Raw genomic sequence first — 19,130 nt, 5'->3', positions numbered from 1 at the left:
ACTCGCGATCTCCTCTCGCGACCGTTTTTTCTATCGCAGTAACTTGCCAAGTCGTTTTGCCAGCATTCTTGCCGCAATTGGCACACCTGCTCCTCCACCCAAACAGTGAGGTAAATCCCCAGGACGGGCGAAAGGAGAAAAGCCATCTCCGCCTCCTCGCTATCCGACGGTTAAAAAACGAGTCTCTAAACGCAGAAAATCCGAGTAATCCTCTACACCTTCAGCCTCAACAGCAGCTTAGGTTTGAGAATAGCAACGTCCATGCATTGGCTTCAACTGCTATCAACGGTTGAGCAAGTTTTTCATGACATCCTGTTGAGTAACACTCGAAGCCTGCTAGTCCAAACTAAACTAAGCTAGTCGAGAGCCGCTTAGGGAATAGCTGTGTTCAACCTTAAAAAGATCTTAGTTCGACAGAAGTAGTTCGCTCCAATTATGAATTCGGGAAGCTCCTAAATCCTCCAAAATTGGGCAACTTCAAGCCAAACCTCCCACTTCAAAGTCCCCCAGAATGGGAGATTTAGGGGGCAAAAGCTGCTGTCAACGAAGCGAAACAACTCGTCGAACTCCCTCCCTATTGATGTCGAACTCCCATCGACAAAGAGACGCCAGATCAATCATCTAGCGTCTCTTCAACGTTCTATCGTCAGGCTAAATTACGAATTATGTTTTCTCGCATCCGACACAGCCGAGAGAAAACAAACGACACAAGCTGGAGCGCTCAGCCCCAAGATAATTCCGGTATTCAGAACACCCAAATCTGGAGTGCCAGAGGAAAGCTCAAAAATGCTGCCAACTGCTGCGATCGCAGCGACACAAGACCCGGCAAGAAAAATGCCGCTTTTGGGAGTCATGATCATAGTTACGCCACCGGCTTCACAGCTTGAGTTGAGAATCCGCGCTTCTTCAATTCTTGCGTCAGCGCCAATTGATTATTCACGCGATCGACAAACAGCACCCCGTTGAGGTGATCGATCTCATGCTGAATCGCACGGGATAATAAGCCCGTCGCCTTAATCGTTCGGGGGCGTCCCTGCTCATCTTTAAATGAAACTTCAATCGCTTCAGGACGCTGCACGTCTAAATAGACGCCCGGAATACTGAGACAGCCTTCCTGAGACGCAACAATCTCGCTACCAAACGACTTCACGGTTGGATTGATCAACACGAGCGGCTGATGCTCAGGATTCTCAGGATCAATATCAATCACCACAATTTGCTTATTGATTGCCACCTGCGGTGCAGCTAACCCGATCCCATCTTCGGAATACATAGTTTGCAGCATTTGGCGGACAATTTGCCGAATTTCGTCATCCACCTTCGCGACCCGCTTGGCAGGCTGACGCAAAACGCGATCGCCGAGATGATGCAACTCTAGGGGCGGCTTTGCTAACTTTTTTTTCTCAACTAAAACTTCAGAAGGCATGGACAGTTCACCCGCATTGAATGCCAAAGGTCGGATCGATTCCGCCTTGGTTCTATCTTATCCAATTTATGGCAGGTCGGAGTGCGGTTTTCGGATTGGGAATCTAGGGTTTGGTTCAGAAAAATGTGTGTTAAAAGGGAGAGCGCAACGGGGGAGGAAATTTTAATGCTGCGATTTTTTACAAAGCTTGATTATTTGCTGCGAGAAACGATGCTCGGCTTAAGGCGGGGCGGCTGGATGAATTGGGCAGCCATCAGTACGGTAACAGTTCTGCTGTTTCTGTTTGGCGTGAGTTTGCAAGCATCATGGCAGCTAGAAGGCTTGCTGAACCAGTTTGGCAGCCAGTTAGAAGTTTCGGCTTATCTAGAAACGGGCGTTTCGGTAGACATGCTCAAGCCGGTCGTCGAGAAGCTGCCTTCGGTGGCGGCTGTAGAAGGAACTTCAAAAGAGGAAGCATGGAGCCATTTAGTAAAAGAACTGGGTTTGTCGAGCCTCAAAGATGCAACCAACCAGCTGGAGGGAAATCCTTTAGTTGACGAATTGAAAGTCAAAGCAAAATCATCTGAGCAAGTGCCGGCTCTCGCTCAAACGCTTAAACAGCTACAAGGCGTTGAAGACGTTCGCTATGTGGATGAAGCGGTACAACGAATTGCCCAACTTAATCAAGGATTTAACTCGGTCAGTTTGATGATCACGGGGATGCTAACCATAACGGCGATCGCCGTGATCAGCACGACGATTCGACTGATTGTGTTGGCCCGTCGTCGCGAAATTGAAGTGATGCAACTGGTGGGAGCCACACGGGGCTGGATTTATCTACCGTTTGTGCTGCAAGGCATCACATTTGGCGTTGTAGGAGCCACGATCGCCGGGGGATTGATTTACGGGGTACAACGGGCGATCGCGCATCTTCTATCCGAGCAAGCCGACTTTTTGCAATTTCTCACGCACAACGCTCCACTTAAACCCATGGAGGTCATCCTCCTTCCGACAATTTTGCTGAGCTTCGGAGCTTCGGTAGGATTAATGGGCAGTCTGTTTGCGGTACGCCGTTTCGCAAAAACTTAATCGCCTATGAAGTCTCAGTGGGAATGCTTTCTACAAAATGTTGGAGAATGGCACGGTTCATTCACGAGCCTTTCACGGCAAGGTGAGGCATTGGAGGATATCCCTTCTGTTGTAATCATTGAGCAAACGCAACCTCAACAGGTTCATTTCACCCTCCACCGAGATTCGCCAAACCATCAAGATATTGAACTTGACTTGCGCGGCTCGTTCGGTCGCGATGCGCTATTTTTTGAGACTGGAGCGTTCTCGCTTGGGTCGATGCAGCTTAGCCCATTTGGAAAATTTGGTTGCGAATTTGGATTGATGGAAATCGATCCTTCAGAGCTTCGCGGAGCGAATCGTCGCCTCAGACTTGTTCAGCTTTTCGAGAATCAAGCCCTCCACACATTAACCCTGATTTGCGAACAACGGGCTGGAACCAATGCTCCTGAACGTCCTCCACTAACCGTCGATGATTTGATCGGAGAGTGGCAAGGTGAAGCGGTGACGCTGTATCCCGACTGGCGATCGCCCGATTCCTACTCAACAGCGCTAACCATTCAACGTGAGGGCGATCGCTTAAAGCAGAAACTCCGGTTTGGAGAGGGAGACGCAGGACATACCATCGCATCCACTGCTGCAATCAAAGGTTCAACGCTGTTATTCGATCAAAGCACAACGCCGATTCAAATTTTGCTCTTGCCGGATGGGGCGTCGTGTAACTGTCCGTTGCAAATCAAACCCGGTCAGCCATTTGTTTTAGAACTGGGCTGGTTGCTGCGATTGAACCTGCGCCAACGGATCGTTCGTAGCTATGACAGTAAAGGAGAATGGACGAGTTTAACGTTGGTGACAGAACACAAACAGTAAAGGGCACATCCCTACAGGATCGCGCAGTCTCGCTCTAGTGCCTGCCGCAACAAATCCTTGTATCCCCGTCCCCCGATTGGAAACGCTCCAAATCGCTCTAAGTGCGGGTTCATCATCTGAGCATCGAACAGGACAAACTGCCTCACCCTCAAATGCTCCACTAGTTTTACCATTGCCACCTTAGATCCATCTGGAATCCGGTAAAACATTGACTCGCCAATGAATGCTCCTCGAATCGCAAGACCCAAAATCCCCCCCGCTAGTTCATCGCCTTGCCAAGTCTCAAAACTGTACGCCCATCCTTCCTCGTACAACATCCAGTAAATGCTCTTTAATTCAGATGAAATCCAGGTCGTCTCGCGATCGGCGCATCCTTCTACCACGGCCTGAAAGTCTCGATTGATCGCGACCGAAAATCGATTTTGGTTAAGAATGCGTTGTAGCGATCGCGGGTAGCGAAACCGATCATCAAGCGGAATCAGCGTGCGATCGCGACTGGTATACCATGCCAAATCATCTCCTGATTCATCTGCCATCAGGAAATACCCTTGTACATACCCCTCAATAATGGATGGCACATCAATTCGCATGGGCGGAACCGAGATGATTTTTAATGAACGGAGCAAAGGGGGAGCGTTATAGTCTAGATAGCCGTGTTCAGAAACGGGAGCCTCGTATGGTTGAACCCATTCCATCCATTACCTTACCGCCTGCCCAACACCCCAAGCGTGAAGGGGAGTGGCTACAACAAAAGCTCCAGCAGTGGCTCGATACAGAATTTTTACCAGAAATTATTAATCAAGTCATCGCCTACCGTGCCGCGCAAATCTTTGTAAGACAGAGAATGGAGGGAGAAAATGATTTGGGAGCCTTGGTCATGGCGATCATCGCCGAGATGCAGGCGTTTGATTTTTCCCAAAGCTTCTATAGCGAATTTGCAGTTGCCAACGCAGTCAGCGATCTTCTGCTTGACAGCTTAGGAATCGATCGATGCTGCGGACAATAGTTTTTATATTAAGAAAGCGTTGAGGTTTAAGGTTATTCATGACTGCCCCTTAAACCTGAACACAAGTTACCAGCTTGCCTTGACAACGCCAGGAAGCAGTCCTTGGTGAGCCATTTCGCGAAGGCAGTGGCGAGACAGCCCAAAATCGCGATATACGCCTCTCGGACGACCCGTGATCCAACAGCGATTCCGCACACGCACTCTGGCACTGTTGCGGGGAAGCTGCTGAATTTGGCGATGGATTTCTAGCTTTTCAGACTGCGACGTTGCCGCTTCAAACTGACTTTTCAGTTCGCTGCGCTTCTCAGCATACTTTTCGACAGTTTTCTTGCGCTTTTTCTCGCGCTCAATCATGCTTTTCTTAGCCATGACTTAATCTTGAACCTTCTTCTAAAGACACTGTTTCTGATTGTACTCAATAATCCAATGCAATTACGACTTGGCAGCAACCTTTTTTGCAGGGTTGGCAGCTAAGAAGGCGGAGGGACAGAGATCGGCAAGCTCACAGCGATCGCACTCTGGCTTCCGCGCGTCGCACACGGCGCGACCATGATAAATCAGTCGAATTGACCAATTCTCCCAGTCAGGCTGCGGAATCAGTTTCATCAAATCTCGCTCGATCTTCACTGGCTCGGTGTTTTTGGTGAAGCCCAAGCGATAGGCGAGGCGCTTGACGTGAGTATCAACGGTGACTCCCAAATTGACGCCGAACGCATGAGCCGAAACGACATTTGCCGTTTTTCGGGCCACGCCTGGAAGTTGAAGTAACTCTTCCATCGTCCGAGGCACTTCACCCCCAAAGCGCTCTACAATCAGGCGGCAAGCCGCTTGAATATTTTTTGCCTTGTTACGGTAAAACCCGGTCGATCGCACCAATTCTTCTAACTCTGAAAGGTCGGCTCCTGCAAATGCCGCCGCATCCGGGAATCGACGAAACAAGGCAGGAGTGACCATATTAACTCGCGCATCGGTGCATTGAGCCGACAGAATCGTGGCGACCATCAACTGCACCGGCGTTTCGTAATCGAGCGTACAAGGAGCCTCTGGATAGAGCCGTTTCAGACGAATCAGAACCTCTAATGCACGCTGTTTTTTAGCAGAGACGTTTCGAGTAATGCTCACTGCGGAATTAAATTGACAGTATCTCGGATGATCAGAAAAACGCCTAATCCCAGTAGCAGCACTAAGCCCGTTTGCATTACACTTTCCTGAATGCGGTTGGGCAATGGCTTGCCACGCACTCCTTCTACCAGTAAGAAGGCAAGCTGTCCGCCATCGAGCGCGGGCAAAGGAAGGATGTTGATGATAGCCAGGTTGATGCTGATCAACGACGCAAAGTTGAATAAACTTGCGGCATCCGATTCAGCAATTTTGGCTCCGGTCGCCACGATCGCAACAGGGCCTGCAACTTGGTCGGCGGTTTTACTGAAATTACTAATCAGTTGACCGAACCCTTGTACCGTCCGCACCACGTTTTGCTGAAATTCCTCGCCTGCCCAGCTAAAAATTTGCAGGACATTCGTAGAGCGCTTGTAGTAGGCGAGTTTGCCGTCCGGTTGAGGCTTGATGTTAGGTTGAAGCTGAATTCCAATTCTGCCTTTGCCCGCATCGTCTTTAGGCGTCACCGTAACATTGACCCGTTCGCTCTTGCGCTGAATCGTCAAATTCAGGGGTTGACCCGGACGAGACTCGATCGCTTCTCTCAGGGCTGAGGTGGCTTCGGTTGAGATTTCTAAGGTTGAAGTTTCGGGCTTCGTGAATGGGATCGGCTGTCCATTGATGGCGACTATCACATCACCATCTCGAATGCCTGCTTGTGCAGCCGTTTCTTGAGAAACCACCTTCGGAATGAGTGCGCCAGGATTGTATTGAATGCTGGGTAGTCCAACAAATCCCATTTGGGCAACCAAGACGAGGTAAGCGAACAGAAGATTGGCAATCACGCCTGCGCTGATGACGATCGCCCGATCTAATACCGGACGATTTTTTAATAAATTTGGATCGTTCGGCGGAATTTCGCTGTCTGGATCGTCATCGGGAAATCCGACAAACCCTCCGAGCGGTAAAGCCCGAAGCGCGTATTCAGTTTGCGACCCTTGGTATTTCCAAACAATGGGGCCAAAGCCAAGGGAGAACCGATTCGCATAGATGCCTTGAAGCCGAGCTGCCAGAAAGTGACCCAACTCATGAACAAAGATGAGAACCGCTAGAAGAAGAATAACCGCCAGAACTGACATAGGCAAAGACCTGAACGCCGTGTTGACAACATTCTTCTATTCTAGAGCGTGAGCAGGAGTGTTAAGAAACTTCACCTAGACAGAGTTCGGTCACAGAAGGTCGCGACCCAAGTACGATCGCAGCACTTCTGGAACCCGGACTGTGCCATCTGCTTGCTGATAGTTCTCCAATACTGCTGCCATGGTTCGACCGATCGCTAACCCTGATCCGTTCAAGGTATGGACAAACTGGGTTCCTTTCTGTCCAGCTTCTTTGAACCGAATGTTGCCGCGACGAGCTTGAAAATCCATAAAGTTCGAGCAGCTTGAAATCTCGCGATAAGCTTCTGAAGCTGGAAGCCACACTTCGAGGTCATAGCACTTGGCCGCTCCGAACCCTAAATCTCCCGTACATAGTTCGATCGTGCGATAGGGAAGTTTCAAAGCTTGTAGAATCGCTTCCGCATTCTGCACTAATGCTTCATGCTCCTGCTGGGAGGTTTCAGGAGCCACCAGTTTGACCAACTCCACTTTATTAAATTGGTGCAGTCGAATTAAACCGCGAGTATCTCGTCCGTAGCTTCCCGCTTCCCGTCGAAAGCAAGGCGTGTAAGAACAATGATGAATGGGTAACTGATCGGCGGGAATAATTTCATCGCGATACAGATTTGTTACTGGAACTTCAGCAGTCGGAATCAGCCACAAATCGTCATCCGCGCACTTAAAACTTTCCTCTGCAAATTTAGGGAGTTGACCCGTGGCGCTCAGCGATCGCGTATTCACTAACAGAGGAGGCAACACTTCCAGATAACCAGCCGCAATCTGCTGATCCAACATGAACTGAATCAAGGCCCGCTCTAAAGCAGCGCCCGCACCCATCAAGACGACAAATCGAGTCTGAGCGACCTTTGTACCTCGTTCGCTGTTGAGAATTCCTAGTTGTTCGGCAATTTCATAGTGAGGTAACACCTTGATCGTCGGCTTATATTCATCCCCCCACCGCCGCACTTCCACATTCTCAGTTTCATCTTTGCCGATTGGAGTTGAGTCACTCGGCAGGTTGGGCAGCGCCAACACTAGATCTTTGATTTGAGCGTCGATCTCTTTCTCCGTTGGCTCTAAGTCAGCGAGTTCTGTTTTGATCTGCGTTCCTTCGTCGCGCAGAGCTTGAATCTCTTCGCCTTTTGGATCAGATCCTGCCTTGATCTTCTGCCCAACGAGTTTTCCAATTTCGTTACTGCGAGCTTGCAGCCGCGATCGCGCGGCTTCTAAGTCACGCCGTTGCTGGTCAAGGGCTGCGATCGCGCTAACATCATAGCCACCACCGCGACGGTTGAGCTTTTCTTGAACAAGGTCTGGATTTTCGCGAATTAGCTTCAGGTCAAGCACAGAGGTATCCCAAGGTCTGATAGGTGATCGAGCATGATTGCTCATCAATCAGGATACCTTGCACAGCTTACAGTTGTAGTCGATAAGCGGTCTACTTTCGTTCTGGAACATTCATGCCTTTCTGGACAGCAGGGCGTTGGTTGATCGCCTCAAACCAGCGCTTCAGATTGGGATGCTTGTCCAGCGTCAATCCTTGAAACTCATAAGTAGCAACCCACGGAAACGTAGCGATGTCTGCGATCGTGTACTCCCCGGCAAGATACTCATGCTTTGCTAGTTGTCCATCTAAGACACCATACAGTCTTAGAGTTTCTTTCTCGTAGCGCTCAATGGCATAAGGGATCTTTTCTGGCGCAAATTTTTTGAAATGATTGAGTTGCCCAAACATCGGTCCTACACTTCCCATCTGAAGCATCAGCCACTCCAGAACTTGATAGCGGCCTACCTGATCTGTCAGCATCAACGCTCCGGTTTTCTCTGCTAAATACAGCAGGATTGCTCCAGATTCAAACACGGTGATCTTGGTATCGTGATCGACGATCGCCGGAATCTTACTATTAGGATTGATCGCAACAAACTCTTCGCTAAACTGATCACCTTTAGTAATATCAATCACATGGACTTGGTAAGGCACACCAACTTCTTCCAGCATGATCGATGCTTTACGGCCATTTGGAGTAGTGAAAGTATAGAGATCAATCATGAGTTCCCTCTTGAATTCACTGTTGCTAGTAGCATAGCGTTGTTTTTCAAGCGAGGCTGCATTCCCAAAGGCTGTCTTCTTTCAAAGCGGTTGCTTTAGAGAATTGTGTCGCCAGTCAAACTAACAGCTTCAAGAGATGTACTCCAATGATCCGCCCTTTAGACCATTCTCAGTAAACTACAAAAAAAGATTAGGACTGAGCGGATCATTTCAGACTAGCTAACACAAGCCCGATTAGCACAAGACTTCTGCGCTTCTACACTCGACCGCATCGGCGAGCATATGCAGCATGTCAAGCGTTGTCGAGAAATCAACACAAGCATCAGTGATGCTTTGTCCATAGGTTAGTTGATCTAAGTCATCAGGGACAGATTGGCTACCTGCAACGAGATGACTTTCGATCATGACCCCCATGCAGTGCCGTGACCCGGCTTTTAGCTGTTCTACTAAATCCTTCAGCACAGTGGATTGACGCCGATAATCCTTGCTGCTGTTGCCGTGACTACAATCAACCATCACCCGCGACACAACATTTTGCTGAACTAACTCAGCAACGGCCTTCTCAAGCGCAGCGGCATTGTAATTAGGCCCATTCTTGCCCCCGCGTAGAATAACATGGCAGTCAGGATTGCCCGTCGTGGCGACAATACTTGCCATTCCTTCTGTATTAATGCCCAGAAAACGGTGAGGACAACTGGCTGCCATAACTGCGTGAACAGCCGTCAGAAGATTGCCGTCAGTGCTGTTTTTGAAGCCCACTGGCATTGAAAGACCGGAGGCCATCTCACGATGAGTCTGACTTTCAGTTGTTCGAGCGCCGATCGCACTCCATGAAATCAAATCCGCTAAATATTGAGGAATAATTGGATCGAGTAGCTCGGTGGCGCTCGGAATCCCTAATTGCGCCAAGTCAAGCAGTAATCTACGCGCTAAACGCAGCCCCGTGTTGATGTCGTAGCTTTCATCTAGATGGGGATCGTTAATTAGCCCTTTCCAACCCATGGTTGTGCGCGGTTTCTCAAAATACACGCGCATCACGATTTCCAATTTGTCAGAAAGCGCCTGACGAACGGGTGCTAATTTTTCAGCGTATTCGTAAGCTGCCTTAACATCATGAATTGAGCAAGGTCCAACCACAACGAGTAAGCGATCGTCCTCTTGTCGAAGAATGCGACGAATGCGATCGCGCGTCTGAGCCACAAGTGAAGCGGCAGTCTCTGTCATTGGAATTTCTGCTTTTAATGCTGTGGGAGCCATCAGCCGCTTGGTTTCCACAACATGTAGGTCGGACGTTTTACGCATGGGTAGAATTACTCAATACAGAAGTCGCTCACGCAAGCCGAGCGGAGGATAAACCTGCCTGCATTATTCTAACAGTGAGTGCTCCTGTCTTTGGTTCTAGAGACTCTAGAATGCTGTTGCACGCATCGTGATAAATCTCTAATACGCCTAACTTGTCTAAGTGATTACTCTAAGTGATTACATAGAGCGCAACTCTGGAGGAACCGCTTCAAGAGGCTCAGGTTGCTTCACCTTTAGAGTCTCACATACGATCGTATCTGATGCGATCGCACCGATAAACCGTCCCGTATGCACCTCCAAAGAAGCATTAGAAGGCACTTCAAACAGAAGACGCTAACTCGGAAAAATGACTCGTTCTAAATAAAAATCTGAGACATCTGCAATCCGAATAATTTGCACACGCGGACTTGTGTTGGCGTAGCAGCACAAAATTAAGCTAAACTCCGCCGATAATGAATCAACCATTTTTAAAGTTTTGATACTAAATCGAAAAATCTTATAAACCTTATTAATCTTAACACTGACTGTCTCAGTAAAAATATAATTGCTTCATAACGCGAGAGTATACTTCTGAAGCATATAAATATAAATGCAAAATATAAATGCAAATGATGTGAAAAACTACGAACACGTATTAGATCCAAACTGTTGAATTTCTACAGTTCCGGTTAAATGCCTAGCGTTAGTCAGCAATTAAATGTACATCTTGCTCTGCCATTTACTAAGCTCAGTTCAGCGATTTCAGAATCCGGTGCTGGCGATATAGTGCTGGAATTCAGAGTACTAGGATGGGTTTAGCCATATAAAGATTTGGTGAAATAGAGAGCCTTGAATTTAATAATTCTGTTTCGATTTCCGTCCGGAACTTTTACGAAGAGGAGAGCAGGTACAATCGAAGGGAATTCGTAGTTTAACGGTTGACGCTCATGCAACTTTCATCGTTTAAGGTAGAACTGCAAATCTAGGAACATCAAGCAACACTGACTGCAAGTATTCAAAATTTACAGTTCCCCTTTGATGAAGTTTGTGTTTAATTCAATCCGTAAAGTCTCTTAAGCAATATCACTTGGAATATTGTATTGAGAGTCCGCATCTATCTGATCTCGCCAGTTTTCTTGAATCAACTTCTCTATGTCAGCCCGTTCAATCTCCGTACCAATCGTCACATTTCCTGGTGTTTCAAAAAAGATGGTGCTATGTGTTTGCTCCATCGCCAACATTTGAAACAAGATATGTGTCACTGGAACGGGTAAAGCAATGAGGCTGGGATCAGAGAAATCGTAAGGACTCGCTGCCACATCCTTGAGCGTCGGGAAGGCGTAAATCACGTTTTTCTCACGACCAGTTTGGGTACGATTAGCGAGGGTTAGCATCACCCAGCTTTGATCGAGCGTCTGCACCACGTAGTACTGAGGATGTCTTAAGCGTCCAGCCACAGTTTTAATCGCGGGCGCAACTCGCTCCATAATTTGTGGAGTTGAGCCATCTTGCGGCGCATGATCGATCAGGTCTTGAAGTTGTTGGTCTAAATTCATTCCAGCATCCAGTGAATAATCAGGGGTTTCTTCTACCACCATTGTGATCGACAGATCACAAAAATGTTCCTGCTAGTAATGAGAGCAATTCCATTGATTTGCAAGACATTAGACATCGTGGGGGAAATCTGCCAGAGCGTGGACTCAATCTTTCAACTTCTAGTTACCGAACTCCAACAGGCAACAAAGGCATCCGAGCCAAATTGCCGTGAAGTTGCAGATCGGTTGGCTCAGGAGGTAGTCCGCATTTGTTCTGAGAGCAAGCGCATTCAAGCGTCGGGCGAAGTCCAAACGTGGGCGACAACTCTGGCACGGCATCGGCTTCAGCAATGTTTGCACTACTATAAACTCGGTTCTCGGCGGGGGCGGGTTGAGCTTCACAGTAATTTAAGTGCTGTGGTCTACCGCTACATTACGCCGCCGCAAAGCCAATCGAGCTATCAAGCCCGGTTAACGCTGATTGAGGATTTTCTACAAAGCTTTTATATGGAAGCGCTCAATGCCTTTCGGCGCGAGTCGCAGCTACCGCCAACGTACAGTCCGCAGTCGGTGCTGGAGTTGGCCGAATATATGGCGTTTACAGAGCGGTATGGGAAGCGTCGCATTCCCTTGCCAGGACACCGCAATCAGCAGCTCATCATCTTGAGGGCGCAGACGTTCTCCCAGCAGCAGCCGAGTGATGCTCTGGTCGATTTTGAGCAGGCAGCAGAAGGGGCAATGTCTGACTCAGATAGTTCTTGGAGTGTTGCGTCGATGCAGCAAGTCCGAGAGCAGATGGTTGCACAAGAACCTGAATTGGCAGAAGATACGTTACGTCATAGCGTCGTTAAAGAGCTCATTGCTTACCTAGAAGACCGCAAGCAGCACGATTGTATCGATTACTTTACGCTGCGGCTGCAAGACCTACCTGCTAACGAAATTGAAGAGATTTTGGGGCTGACAGCCCGCCAACGGGATTACTTACAACAGCGATTTAAGTACCATCTCATTCGCTTCTCCTTCTCTCACCAGTGGGAGTTGGTGCATCAGTGGTTAGAGGTAGACTTAGAGCGTAATTTGGGGTTATCTCACCGGCAGTGGCAGAGTCTTCAGGCTCGACTGACGCCACAACAGACGAAGCTGTTGAGCTTAAAGCAGCAGCAGACCCCTGAAAGCGCGATCGCGCAGCAAATCGGTTGCACGGTCAATCAAGTTCAGAAACAATGGTTTAAACTTCTGGAACAAGCTTGGGAAATTCGTAATCACCAAGATTCCGGAGGAAGTGAATCTCTTGATGAATAGGGTGTTATCACAAATGGATCGCGATTTTGAAGCTAAAAAGCAAATCCTTTTAGATCTGCTGCAAACTCTTGGACTTGCAGGATACTATCCTCAGTCCAATCCAGTAGAGTCGAGTCGCGATTCGTTGGTGAGGGAGTCTAACCAGGCTCCACCCAGCCTCTTTCAAGAGGACTTTTTACTTAAACCGGGAGAGATACCTGCTGTGCAAGATCGTTTTCATGCGCTGCTGAAACGTCGGCTTCAAGTTGAGGCTCAGCGTAAGCCGCCTCTTTTTCCTTGGGAGAAAGAGATTACGGATTATGATGCTGAGGCTGTCAGTGCTAGAGCCACTAGCCCTGTCTTTGCAGCGACTTCAGTGTGGATGACACAACTACGCAATTTACAGTTACCTGTGCCGATGCCAGAAAGCATTCTAACCGAACTGCTGACTCGGTGTCAGGCAATCGTCACATCATCGCTCCGGGAAGGAGCAAAACTCGTGAAAGCGGTTGATACGCTGTTCCCAGGACAGGCGCAACTGCTGAACGATGTTGCGGGGTATGTTATGGTTTCCCCCGCTCGTTCTTCGGTGGCAGGGCTGCAAGACCTTGCGGCTAGAGCGGGAATTGAGTTTCCTGATCATTACGAAGAGGCGATCGATACTCAGCAGATGGCTCTATCGCTGCTGGCGGCGCGAGAAATCATGCATACGTTGACCTTTACGGTGTCGCCTAAACAGCCTCAGCAAGAGCGAGAATGGCTGACTGAACTGGGAGCGTTTTCGCTGCGATCGCACTATCACTTTGGCGGAGGTACGGTGCGGTTACGAGTGGATGCTGAGCTTCCTTGTGGGGGTAGTCTCCAGTTTCAAGGTGAGGAATTTCGATCGCTGGCAGACCGGGACAACGCGGGTTGCCTGAGCTTAGAAATTCGCGATTTTGTTCCCGATCGGACCTATCCTTTGGAAGTGCGTTTAGGGGAACAGGATTTGCTGGTGTTTGCCATTCATCCGGTGAGTGAGGGCTAGGAGATTAGGGAATTGGGGGAAAAAGTCGTATCAAGTTCTGCATTCTAGATTGCCTCTTTGACGAAAGGGGTACTATGAATTTTGATTTTCCCCCTACCCCGCACCCATGACCCAGCACTGGTGGCATTCGCTTCAATCAAGACTAAAACCGTTGCCTGCGTCAACACCCGAAGACTCGATTCTGTTTCGGGTGTTGACGCAGAGCCTTGTAAGTGTGGGAATCTTGGCAACGGATATTGCTGCAGAGACCCACATTTCTGTTTGGGCAATTCCGCTGAGTATGGCGGGGGCGACGTGGAGTTGGTATTGTCGTCATACGCGAAATATTCCGACGAAGTTTGTATTAGCGATCGCCATGCTAGGAGTCCTAGCCGCGTTTTTCTCGCGATTGCTCAGCACTGGGCAACTGAATGATACGCGGCTGATTTTGGCCGAATTTTTGATTCAGATCCAGGTTCTACACAGTTTTGATTTGCCGCGCCGCAAAGATCTAGGCTATTCGATGATCATTGGATTAGTGCTGCTGGGGGTGGCGAGTACCCTAAGTCAAACGATGATGTTTGGAGTGATGCTGCTTGTCTTTCTAGCGATCGCGCTTCCCGTTCTGATGCTGGACTATCGCTCGCGTCTAGGACTCAGCAGCGCGAAAGCAGAGCAGTCGATCCTGCGAAAATTTAATGTTCCGGCTCTAGCGAAAATCTTTCTGGTGACGCTGCTACTAGGACTGATCATCTTTGCCGTGATGCCACGCTTTTCGGGGTATCAACTGCGATCGCTGCCCGTGAGCGCTCAGATTCAATTACCTGACAAATTTGACAATCAGCGAGTGACGAATCCAGGATATGTTCGCGGCGGAAAAGCGGGACAAGGCGCAGGCGTTGGAGGACAGGCAGAAAAGGGGGATTCCAATCAGTTTGATGAGCAGTTTTACTATGGATTTGGAGACAAGATTAATCAAAATCGGCGCGGCAAACTAAAGCCTCAAGTAGTGATGCGGGTGAGATCGCAGGCGGAAGGGTTCTGGCGGGTCATGGCGTTTGATCGCTACACAGGGCAAGGGTGGGAAGTATCGCGCAATGCTCAAACCAAAACACTCAAGCGCCCTGCGTGGTTGTATCAGTTCTATTTACCTCACACCATAACGTTAAGCAAAACGAAGCCTATTGTTCAGACCTATACGATCGTTTCTGAGTTGCCGAACCTGATTCCAGCGCTGTCACAGCCGAAGGAACTTTATTTTCCGACCTCAGAAGTGGGGCTTGATCTAGAAGGCGGACTGCGATCGCCCGTTCCCCTCAGTGAAGGGCTGACCTATTCTGTCGTTTCAGAAGTGCCATATCGAGATGTCACACTGTTGCAAAAAGGCTCAACAAATTTAGAAACGCCGAAGAATAGCATTTATTTACAACTTCCTTTAGGGAATAAAACCAAGATTCGTCAACGCACAGAAGAAATTTTAGCAACATCATCTCAGCCACTAATCTCAACGTATGATAAATCGCTATTTCTAGGACAATACTTAAAGCAAAATTACACAGTTCAGTTAGATATACCCCTTCTAGAGAAAGATGAGGATCTGACAGAAGCGTTCTTAATGAAGTTCAAAGGTGGATATCCAGATCACTTTTCGACAACGCTAACAGTCATGCTGCGATCAATTGGCATTCCTTGCCGATTGGTAGTCGGATTTGCGCCCGGACGATTTAATCCATTTACAGGATTGTATGAGGTGCGCAACACTGATGCTTATGCAATGACGGAAATTAATATTCCAAAATTTGGCTGGTTTGCGATCGATCCGATTCCGGGACATGAATTGATTCCACCATCCATTGAGGATGACCAAACGTTCACGGTGTTGCAGCACTTTTGGAAATGGGTTGCAGGCTGGTTGCCGTCCCCGATTGCAGCAGTGTTGGCATGGATTATGGCGGGAATTGCGGGTGCGATTCAGTCGATCGTGCTGCAGCCAATCGCGTGGCTCATCAGTCTCTTCTCAAGAGGTTGGACAGGACTCTTGATGGGCTTACTTTTGGCAACGTGTTTCGGATTCTTCGGCTGGCTAATTTGGCAAGGTTGGCGAAAATGGCGCTATCGTCGTTGGCTAAAGAAATTGCCTCCGATGGAGAGCCTGTATCAGGACATGCTCAATTGGCAAGCTACACAAGGATTCCGCAAGCATCCGGCGCAGACACCTCTAGAGTACGCTCAGCAGTCTCACCAATTGCATTCTAAAGAACGCGCTCAAACAATCCAGGAGATTTCTAATGCTTATGTAGGTTGGCGATATGGAGGACAAAATCCAAATCTGCAAAACCTTGAGCAGAGATGGCGAGAAATGCGGAAATCAGGTCAGGCAAAATAATCTAGAGGTTTAAAACAATCAGTTTTGCCTAGAATAAGCGGTGGCAAAACGTTTCGGCTTCATCACGAGCGGCTTTCAGTCGTCTGCTTCATCAACTTGTTCGCTTGTTAGGCACTTAACGAGTGAACTTACAGATCATATTGAACGAAATACCACCCGTACGATTCACAACGTCGCTACCCTCTACTTTAATAAACCCTGCTCGTTGATACAGCCCCACAACTGGGTTGTTTGCTCGAACATTAAGACATACCGCAGGAAATCTATCTTGGGCTGTTTCTAAAATCTGCGTCAGTAGTTTAGTTCCAACACCTTCCCCACGATATTCAGGCAACACAGCCATTGCCAATTCTGGAATTGCCGGATCAGTATAGCCAAATCCTCTGTCGCTATCCGACCATAAACGCAGCCATACCGCCCCAACTGGTACTTCGTTAATGAATGCACCGAAACCTACATCGCCTACTCTGCCCCAACCGCCAACGTAACAAGAAAGGTAAGGTTGCTTCTGAACCGATTCGAGTGAGGGTTCCTGTGCAGCGTACATCAGCATTGTCCATAGGATAGGCTCATCTTCAACGGTCAAAGCTCGAACTGCGTAATCCATACTCAATTGTTCAAAACTCAACTGTTCAAAACTCAACTGTTCAAAACTCAATTGTTCAAAAACTGACTTTGAAACCTGCGCCTCAACAGTCTAAATGAAATTGCTTCTCTCCGCGATCGACAAAAGCTTTGCCTTAAACTCTCACAGACCGTCTCGGACTACTGTCAATACCTGTAACCGCTTACTATTTGATAGTCTTACTACTTGATAGTATTTTGAACGATTTGGATTGAGACTCCATGCCACAAATTAAGATTTACGGGAATGCTTCCTTTCTAGCTCGGTCGCGTCAAGTCATTTCTGACACGATTCATGCTTGCGGTATAGATGCGTTAGCGTTTCCGTTAGAGAAACGGTTTCATCGATTTATCCCGCTCGAACCAGAAAATTTTATCTATCCATCCGATCGCTCTGAAAAATACATCATTATCGAAATCAGCATGTTTGAGGGGCGCACTGTAGACGCGAAGAAGCACTTGATTCGGCTGCTGTTCTCTCGATTGTCAGAGCAGGCTGGAATCGCTGCAAATGACGTTGAAATTACGATCGCTGAAACTTCAAAGCACAACTGGGGCGTTCGGGGCAAGGTTGGGGATGAATTGGAGTTGAATGGCAAGATTGAAGTTTAGGCGTCCGGATCGATACCGAGCGATCGCAGTTGTTCTGCCAACCGTTCTGCCCGTTGTTGCGCTTCATCCGCTCGTTGTTGCGCGGCTAAGGCGTCCTCTTCAGGTGTAGGAACAAGTTGACCATTCGATTGAAAATATCTCAACTTGCCTGAATCAATCCCCAAAAACAAATCCAGCGCTTCACTCCACAGTAAGCCCTGCGTTGTTGGAGTAATTGGCTGATAGCGTTGGCTGACTAAACGGAATCTAGCAAATTCCAAGGTATCTGGAGAGAACCAGAAATATTCGTGCGTTCGGAAGCGGTCTTGATATAGATTCTTCAAACCACGATCAATATCTGCGGTCGAATCTGACAGTAACTCAATAATGAGATCTGGATACTTTCCATCCTCTTCCCAAACGACCCAAGATTTTCGCGGTTGGCGCTGGGTTTGCTTCACGAGAAAGAAATCGGGGCCGCGAAAATCTCGGTTTTTTAGTTGTTGTCGGCTGAAATAAATGGTTAGGTTGTCACCAATAAAAAAGTCCTGTCGCGTGCGCCACCACCACTCTAGGCAAGACACCAGCAAGGACAACTGAGCAGAATGTAACGAGCTTTCCATTTCTGGCTCATCGCTTTCGAGTTGGGTTGCATCTGGCATGAGATCGGCAAGTTGCTGGGCGGTGAGTGCCACTGCATTTCCTCTCAAGTTGCAATATCTTCTAGCGTACAGGACTGATCACTTAGACGTTAGAAATGGCTTCACGTTCGCCCACTTCTCCCAACGGACGAGTGATTTGACGTAAGAGAATGGCTTCTAACCGATTTTCGACGACGCGCACCGCTTCGAGTTCGAGTTCGCCCCACTGCACGCGATCGTACTCCGCCGGAACCCGTCCTAACTGATGGATCATAAAGCCCGCTACGGTTTTGTAAGCGTCGCTTGCGGGCAGATTTATGCCGATTTGCTCGTTTAGGGTTTGCAAGTCTACAGCGCCTTCCACGGTTACAGAATGGCTATCAACTCCAACGATGGGCGCGTTGGGCTGGGGCAACGCTGGAGTTGTTCTTCGATTGATCCATCCGGTTAAGACGTTTACCGTTGCATCTAAAACGACGAGTGCCGGAAAGAAGAGATACGCACAGAGTTGGAGGGGGCGAATCAGCAGTAATGCGGTTCGTTCTGGGGCTTGAGACGCCAGCACTTTGGGAACGAGTTCGCCCAACACGATTTCTACATAGGTGACGAGTAGAAATGCGATCGCGGTTGCGATCGCGTGAGTCGTGATCACGGCGGGTAGATGCGGCAGCGGCAGTCGAGCGATCCACGGTTCAATCCAATGCACGGTTGCACCCTCACCGAGCCAACCGAGGAGCAGACTTCCTGCTGTGGTTCCCGTCTGAGTGACCGAGAGATAGCGCTTGAGATTGCTCTGAGCGTGCTGCACCTGTTGAGCGGCGGCTTGGGTGTCTGGATTTTTGGCGAGACGGTAGAGTTCGCCTTTGGAAGCGGACACGATCGCGAGTTCTGCGGCAACGAAGAAGGCAATCACTACGACCAAGACCAATAACAGAGATAATCGCAGCAGTGCTTCTGCGGCTTCAAGCTCGATGGTTTGTAGAGGGGTCAACACTCGACTCCAAATGGTTAACGAAGATACTTTTTTAGTGTAGTAAACGGATAGGTTGAGCGACTTGTACCGCTTGGCACACGTTTGCAGGGCGCGATTCTGTGACAGCGCTCAGTCTGTGGACACTACAAAACTGC

Annotated in this window: 20 protein-coding genes and 1 pseudogene; 7 read left to right on the top strand and 14 right to left on the bottom strand. The window is 48.6% G+C overall.

Features of this window, described 5'->3' with window-relative positions; genetic code table 11:
* Positions 1-656: 656 nt before the first annotated feature.
* Both AC5I6P_RS03835 and def read right to left on the bottom strand, forming a co-directional pair.
* Complete coding sequence (locus tag AC5I6P_RS03835) at positions 657-860, bottom strand: hypothetical protein (protein ID WP_495692435.1); 204 nt, start codon at positions 858-860, stop codon at positions 657-659.
* A gap of 2 nt (positions 861-862) precedes the next feature.
* Entirely contained in the window at positions 863-1,426 is a 564-nt protein-coding gene (gene def, locus AC5I6P_RS03830; protein WP_495692434.1) for a peptide deformylase, read from the bottom strand.
* Positions 1,427-1,591: 165 nt separating this feature from the next.
* On the opposite strand from def, the gene AC5I6P_RS03825 reads away from it, so the two are divergent.
* Together AC5I6P_RS03825 and AC5I6P_RS03820 are read left to right on the top strand one after the other, a co-directional pair.
* Positions 1,592-2,494: a cell division protein FtsX gene (locus tag AC5I6P_RS03825; protein WP_495692433.1), complete on the top strand. Its 903-nt coding sequence runs from the start codon at positions 1,592-1,594 to the stop codon at positions 2,492-2,494.
* A 6-nt stretch (positions 2,495-2,500) separates the two neighbouring features.
* Positions 2,501-3,343 (top strand): DUF3598 family protein, encoded by an 843-nt coding sequence (locus AC5I6P_RS03820; RefSeq protein WP_495692432.1) that lies wholly within the window; start codon positions 2,501-2,503, stop codon positions 3,341-3,343.
* 11 nt (positions 3,344-3,354) lie between these two features.
* Here the strand turns inward: AC5I6P_RS03820 and aat are convergent, their stop codons facing one another.
* A complete protein-coding gene (gene aat, locus AC5I6P_RS03815; protein WP_495692431.1) occupies positions 3,355-4,038 on the bottom strand; it encodes a leucyl/phenylalanyl-tRNA--protein transferase in 684 nt (227 codons plus the stop codon).
* Here aat and AC5I6P_RS03810 point away from each other — a divergent pair.
* Positions 4,020-4,349, top strand: a complete 330-nt coding sequence (locus AC5I6P_RS03810) for a DUF8822 family protein (protein WP_495692430.1) — start codon at positions 4,020-4,022, stop codon at positions 4,347-4,349. The genes aat and AC5I6P_RS03810 overlap by 19 nt on opposite strands.
* A gap of 66 nt (positions 4,350-4,415) precedes the next feature.
* On the opposite strand, the gene rpsN is transcribed toward AC5I6P_RS03810, so the two are convergent.
* From rpsN to AC5I6P_RS03770, 8 genes and pseudogenes are all read right to left on the bottom strand, one after another.
* Positions 4,416-4,718, bottom strand: a complete 303-nt coding sequence (gene rpsN / locus AC5I6P_RS03805) for a 30S ribosomal protein S14 (protein ID WP_495692429.1) — start codon at positions 4,716-4,718, stop codon at positions 4,416-4,418.
* 63 nt (positions 4,719-4,781) lie between these two features.
* Complete coding sequence (nth, locus tag AC5I6P_RS03800) at positions 4,782-5,471, bottom strand: endonuclease III (RefSeq protein WP_495692428.1); 690 nt, start codon at positions 5,469-5,471, stop codon at positions 4,782-4,784.
* Positions 5,468-6,586: an RIP metalloprotease RseP gene (gene rseP / locus AC5I6P_RS03795; RefSeq protein WP_495692427.1), complete on the bottom strand. Its 1,119-nt coding sequence runs from the start codon at positions 6,584-6,586 to the stop codon at positions 5,468-5,470. Before rseP ends, nth begins: the two co-directional genes overlap by 4 nt.
* A gap of 90 nt (positions 6,587-6,676) precedes the next feature.
* Positions 6,677-7,999, bottom strand: a complete 1,323-nt coding sequence (serS, locus tag AC5I6P_RS03790) for a serine--tRNA ligase (protein ID WP_495692426.1) — start codon at positions 7,997-7,999, stop codon at positions 6,677-6,679.
* A gap of 46 nt (positions 8,000-8,045) precedes the next feature.
* Positions 8,046-8,657, bottom strand: coding sequence for a glutathione binding-like protein (locus tag AC5I6P_RS03785; protein WP_495692425.1), 612 nt, complete (start codon positions 8,655-8,657; stop codon positions 8,046-8,048).
* Positions 8,658-8,891: 234 nt separating this feature from the next.
* Complete coding sequence (locus AC5I6P_RS03780) at positions 8,892-9,959, bottom strand: 3-deoxy-7-phosphoheptulonate synthase (protein ID WP_495692424.1); 1,068 nt, start codon at positions 9,957-9,959, stop codon at positions 8,892-8,894.
* 177 nt (positions 9,960-10,136) lie between these two features.
* Positions 10,137-10,424 (bottom strand): annotated as a pseudogene (locus AC5I6P_RS03775) (DUF1830 domain-containing protein).
* A 587-nt stretch (positions 10,425-11,011) separates the two neighbouring features.
* Positions 11,012-11,536: a hypothetical protein gene (locus tag AC5I6P_RS03770; RefSeq protein WP_495692423.1), complete on the bottom strand. Its 525-nt coding sequence runs from the start codon at positions 11,534-11,536 to the stop codon at positions 11,012-11,014.
* 96 nt (positions 11,537-11,632) lie between these two features.
* Between AC5I6P_RS03770 and hetZ the strand changes: the two genes are divergently transcribed.
* From hetZ to AC5I6P_RS03755, 3 genes are all read left to right on the top strand, one after another.
* Entirely contained in the window at positions 11,633-12,775 is a 1,143-nt protein-coding gene (gene hetZ / locus AC5I6P_RS03765; protein ID WP_495692422.1) for a heterocyst differentiation protein HetZ, read from the top strand.
* 13 nt (positions 12,776-12,788) lie between these two features.
* On the top strand, positions 12,789-13,781 hold the full coding sequence (locus AC5I6P_RS03760; RefSeq protein WP_495692421.1) for a PatU: 993 nt from the start codon (positions 12,789-12,791) through the stop codon (positions 13,779-13,781).
* A 106-nt stretch (positions 13,782-13,887) separates the two neighbouring features.
* Positions 13,888-16,146 (top strand): transglutaminase TgpA family protein, encoded by a 2,259-nt coding sequence (locus AC5I6P_RS03755; protein ID WP_495692420.1) that lies wholly within the window; start codon positions 13,888-13,890, stop codon positions 16,144-16,146.
* Between the two features lie 115 nt (positions 16,147-16,261).
* Here the strand turns inward: AC5I6P_RS03755 and AC5I6P_RS03750 are convergent, their stop codons facing one another.
* Positions 16,262-16,753 carry a GNAT family N-acetyltransferase gene (locus tag AC5I6P_RS03750; RefSeq protein ID WP_495692419.1) on the bottom strand — a complete coding sequence of 164 codons (492 nt, stop codon included), beginning with the start codon at positions 16,751-16,753 and terminating at the stop codon, positions 16,262-16,264.
* Positions 16,754-16,992: 239 nt separating this feature from the next.
* Here AC5I6P_RS03750 and AC5I6P_RS03745 point away from each other — a divergent pair, with 239 nt between their 5' ends.
* Complete coding sequence (locus AC5I6P_RS03745) at positions 16,993-17,382, top strand: tautomerase family protein (protein WP_495692418.1); 390 nt, start codon at positions 16,993-16,995, stop codon at positions 17,380-17,382.
* Here the strand turns inward: AC5I6P_RS03745 and AC5I6P_RS03740 are convergent.
* Complete coding sequence (locus tag AC5I6P_RS03740) at positions 17,379-18,056, bottom strand: Uma2 family endonuclease (protein ID WP_495692417.1); 678 nt, start codon at positions 18,054-18,056, stop codon at positions 17,379-17,381. The two genes, AC5I6P_RS03745 and AC5I6P_RS03740, sit on opposite strands and share 4 nt — an antisense overlap.
* A 49-nt stretch (positions 18,057-18,105) precedes the next feature.
* The gene (locus AC5I6P_RS03735; RefSeq protein ID WP_495692416.1) at positions 18,106-18,996 is read right to left on the bottom strand and encodes a CNNM domain-containing protein; all 891 of its coding nucleotides are present in this window, start codon (positions 18,994-18,996) and stop codon (positions 18,106-18,108) included.
* Positions 18,997-19,130: the final 134 nt, after the last annotated feature.

Source organism: Myxacorys sp. (assembly GCF_059501405.1).
The sequence above is the reverse complement of the archived record's forward strand: the minus strand, read 5'-3'. Positions and strand labels throughout refer to the sequence as shown.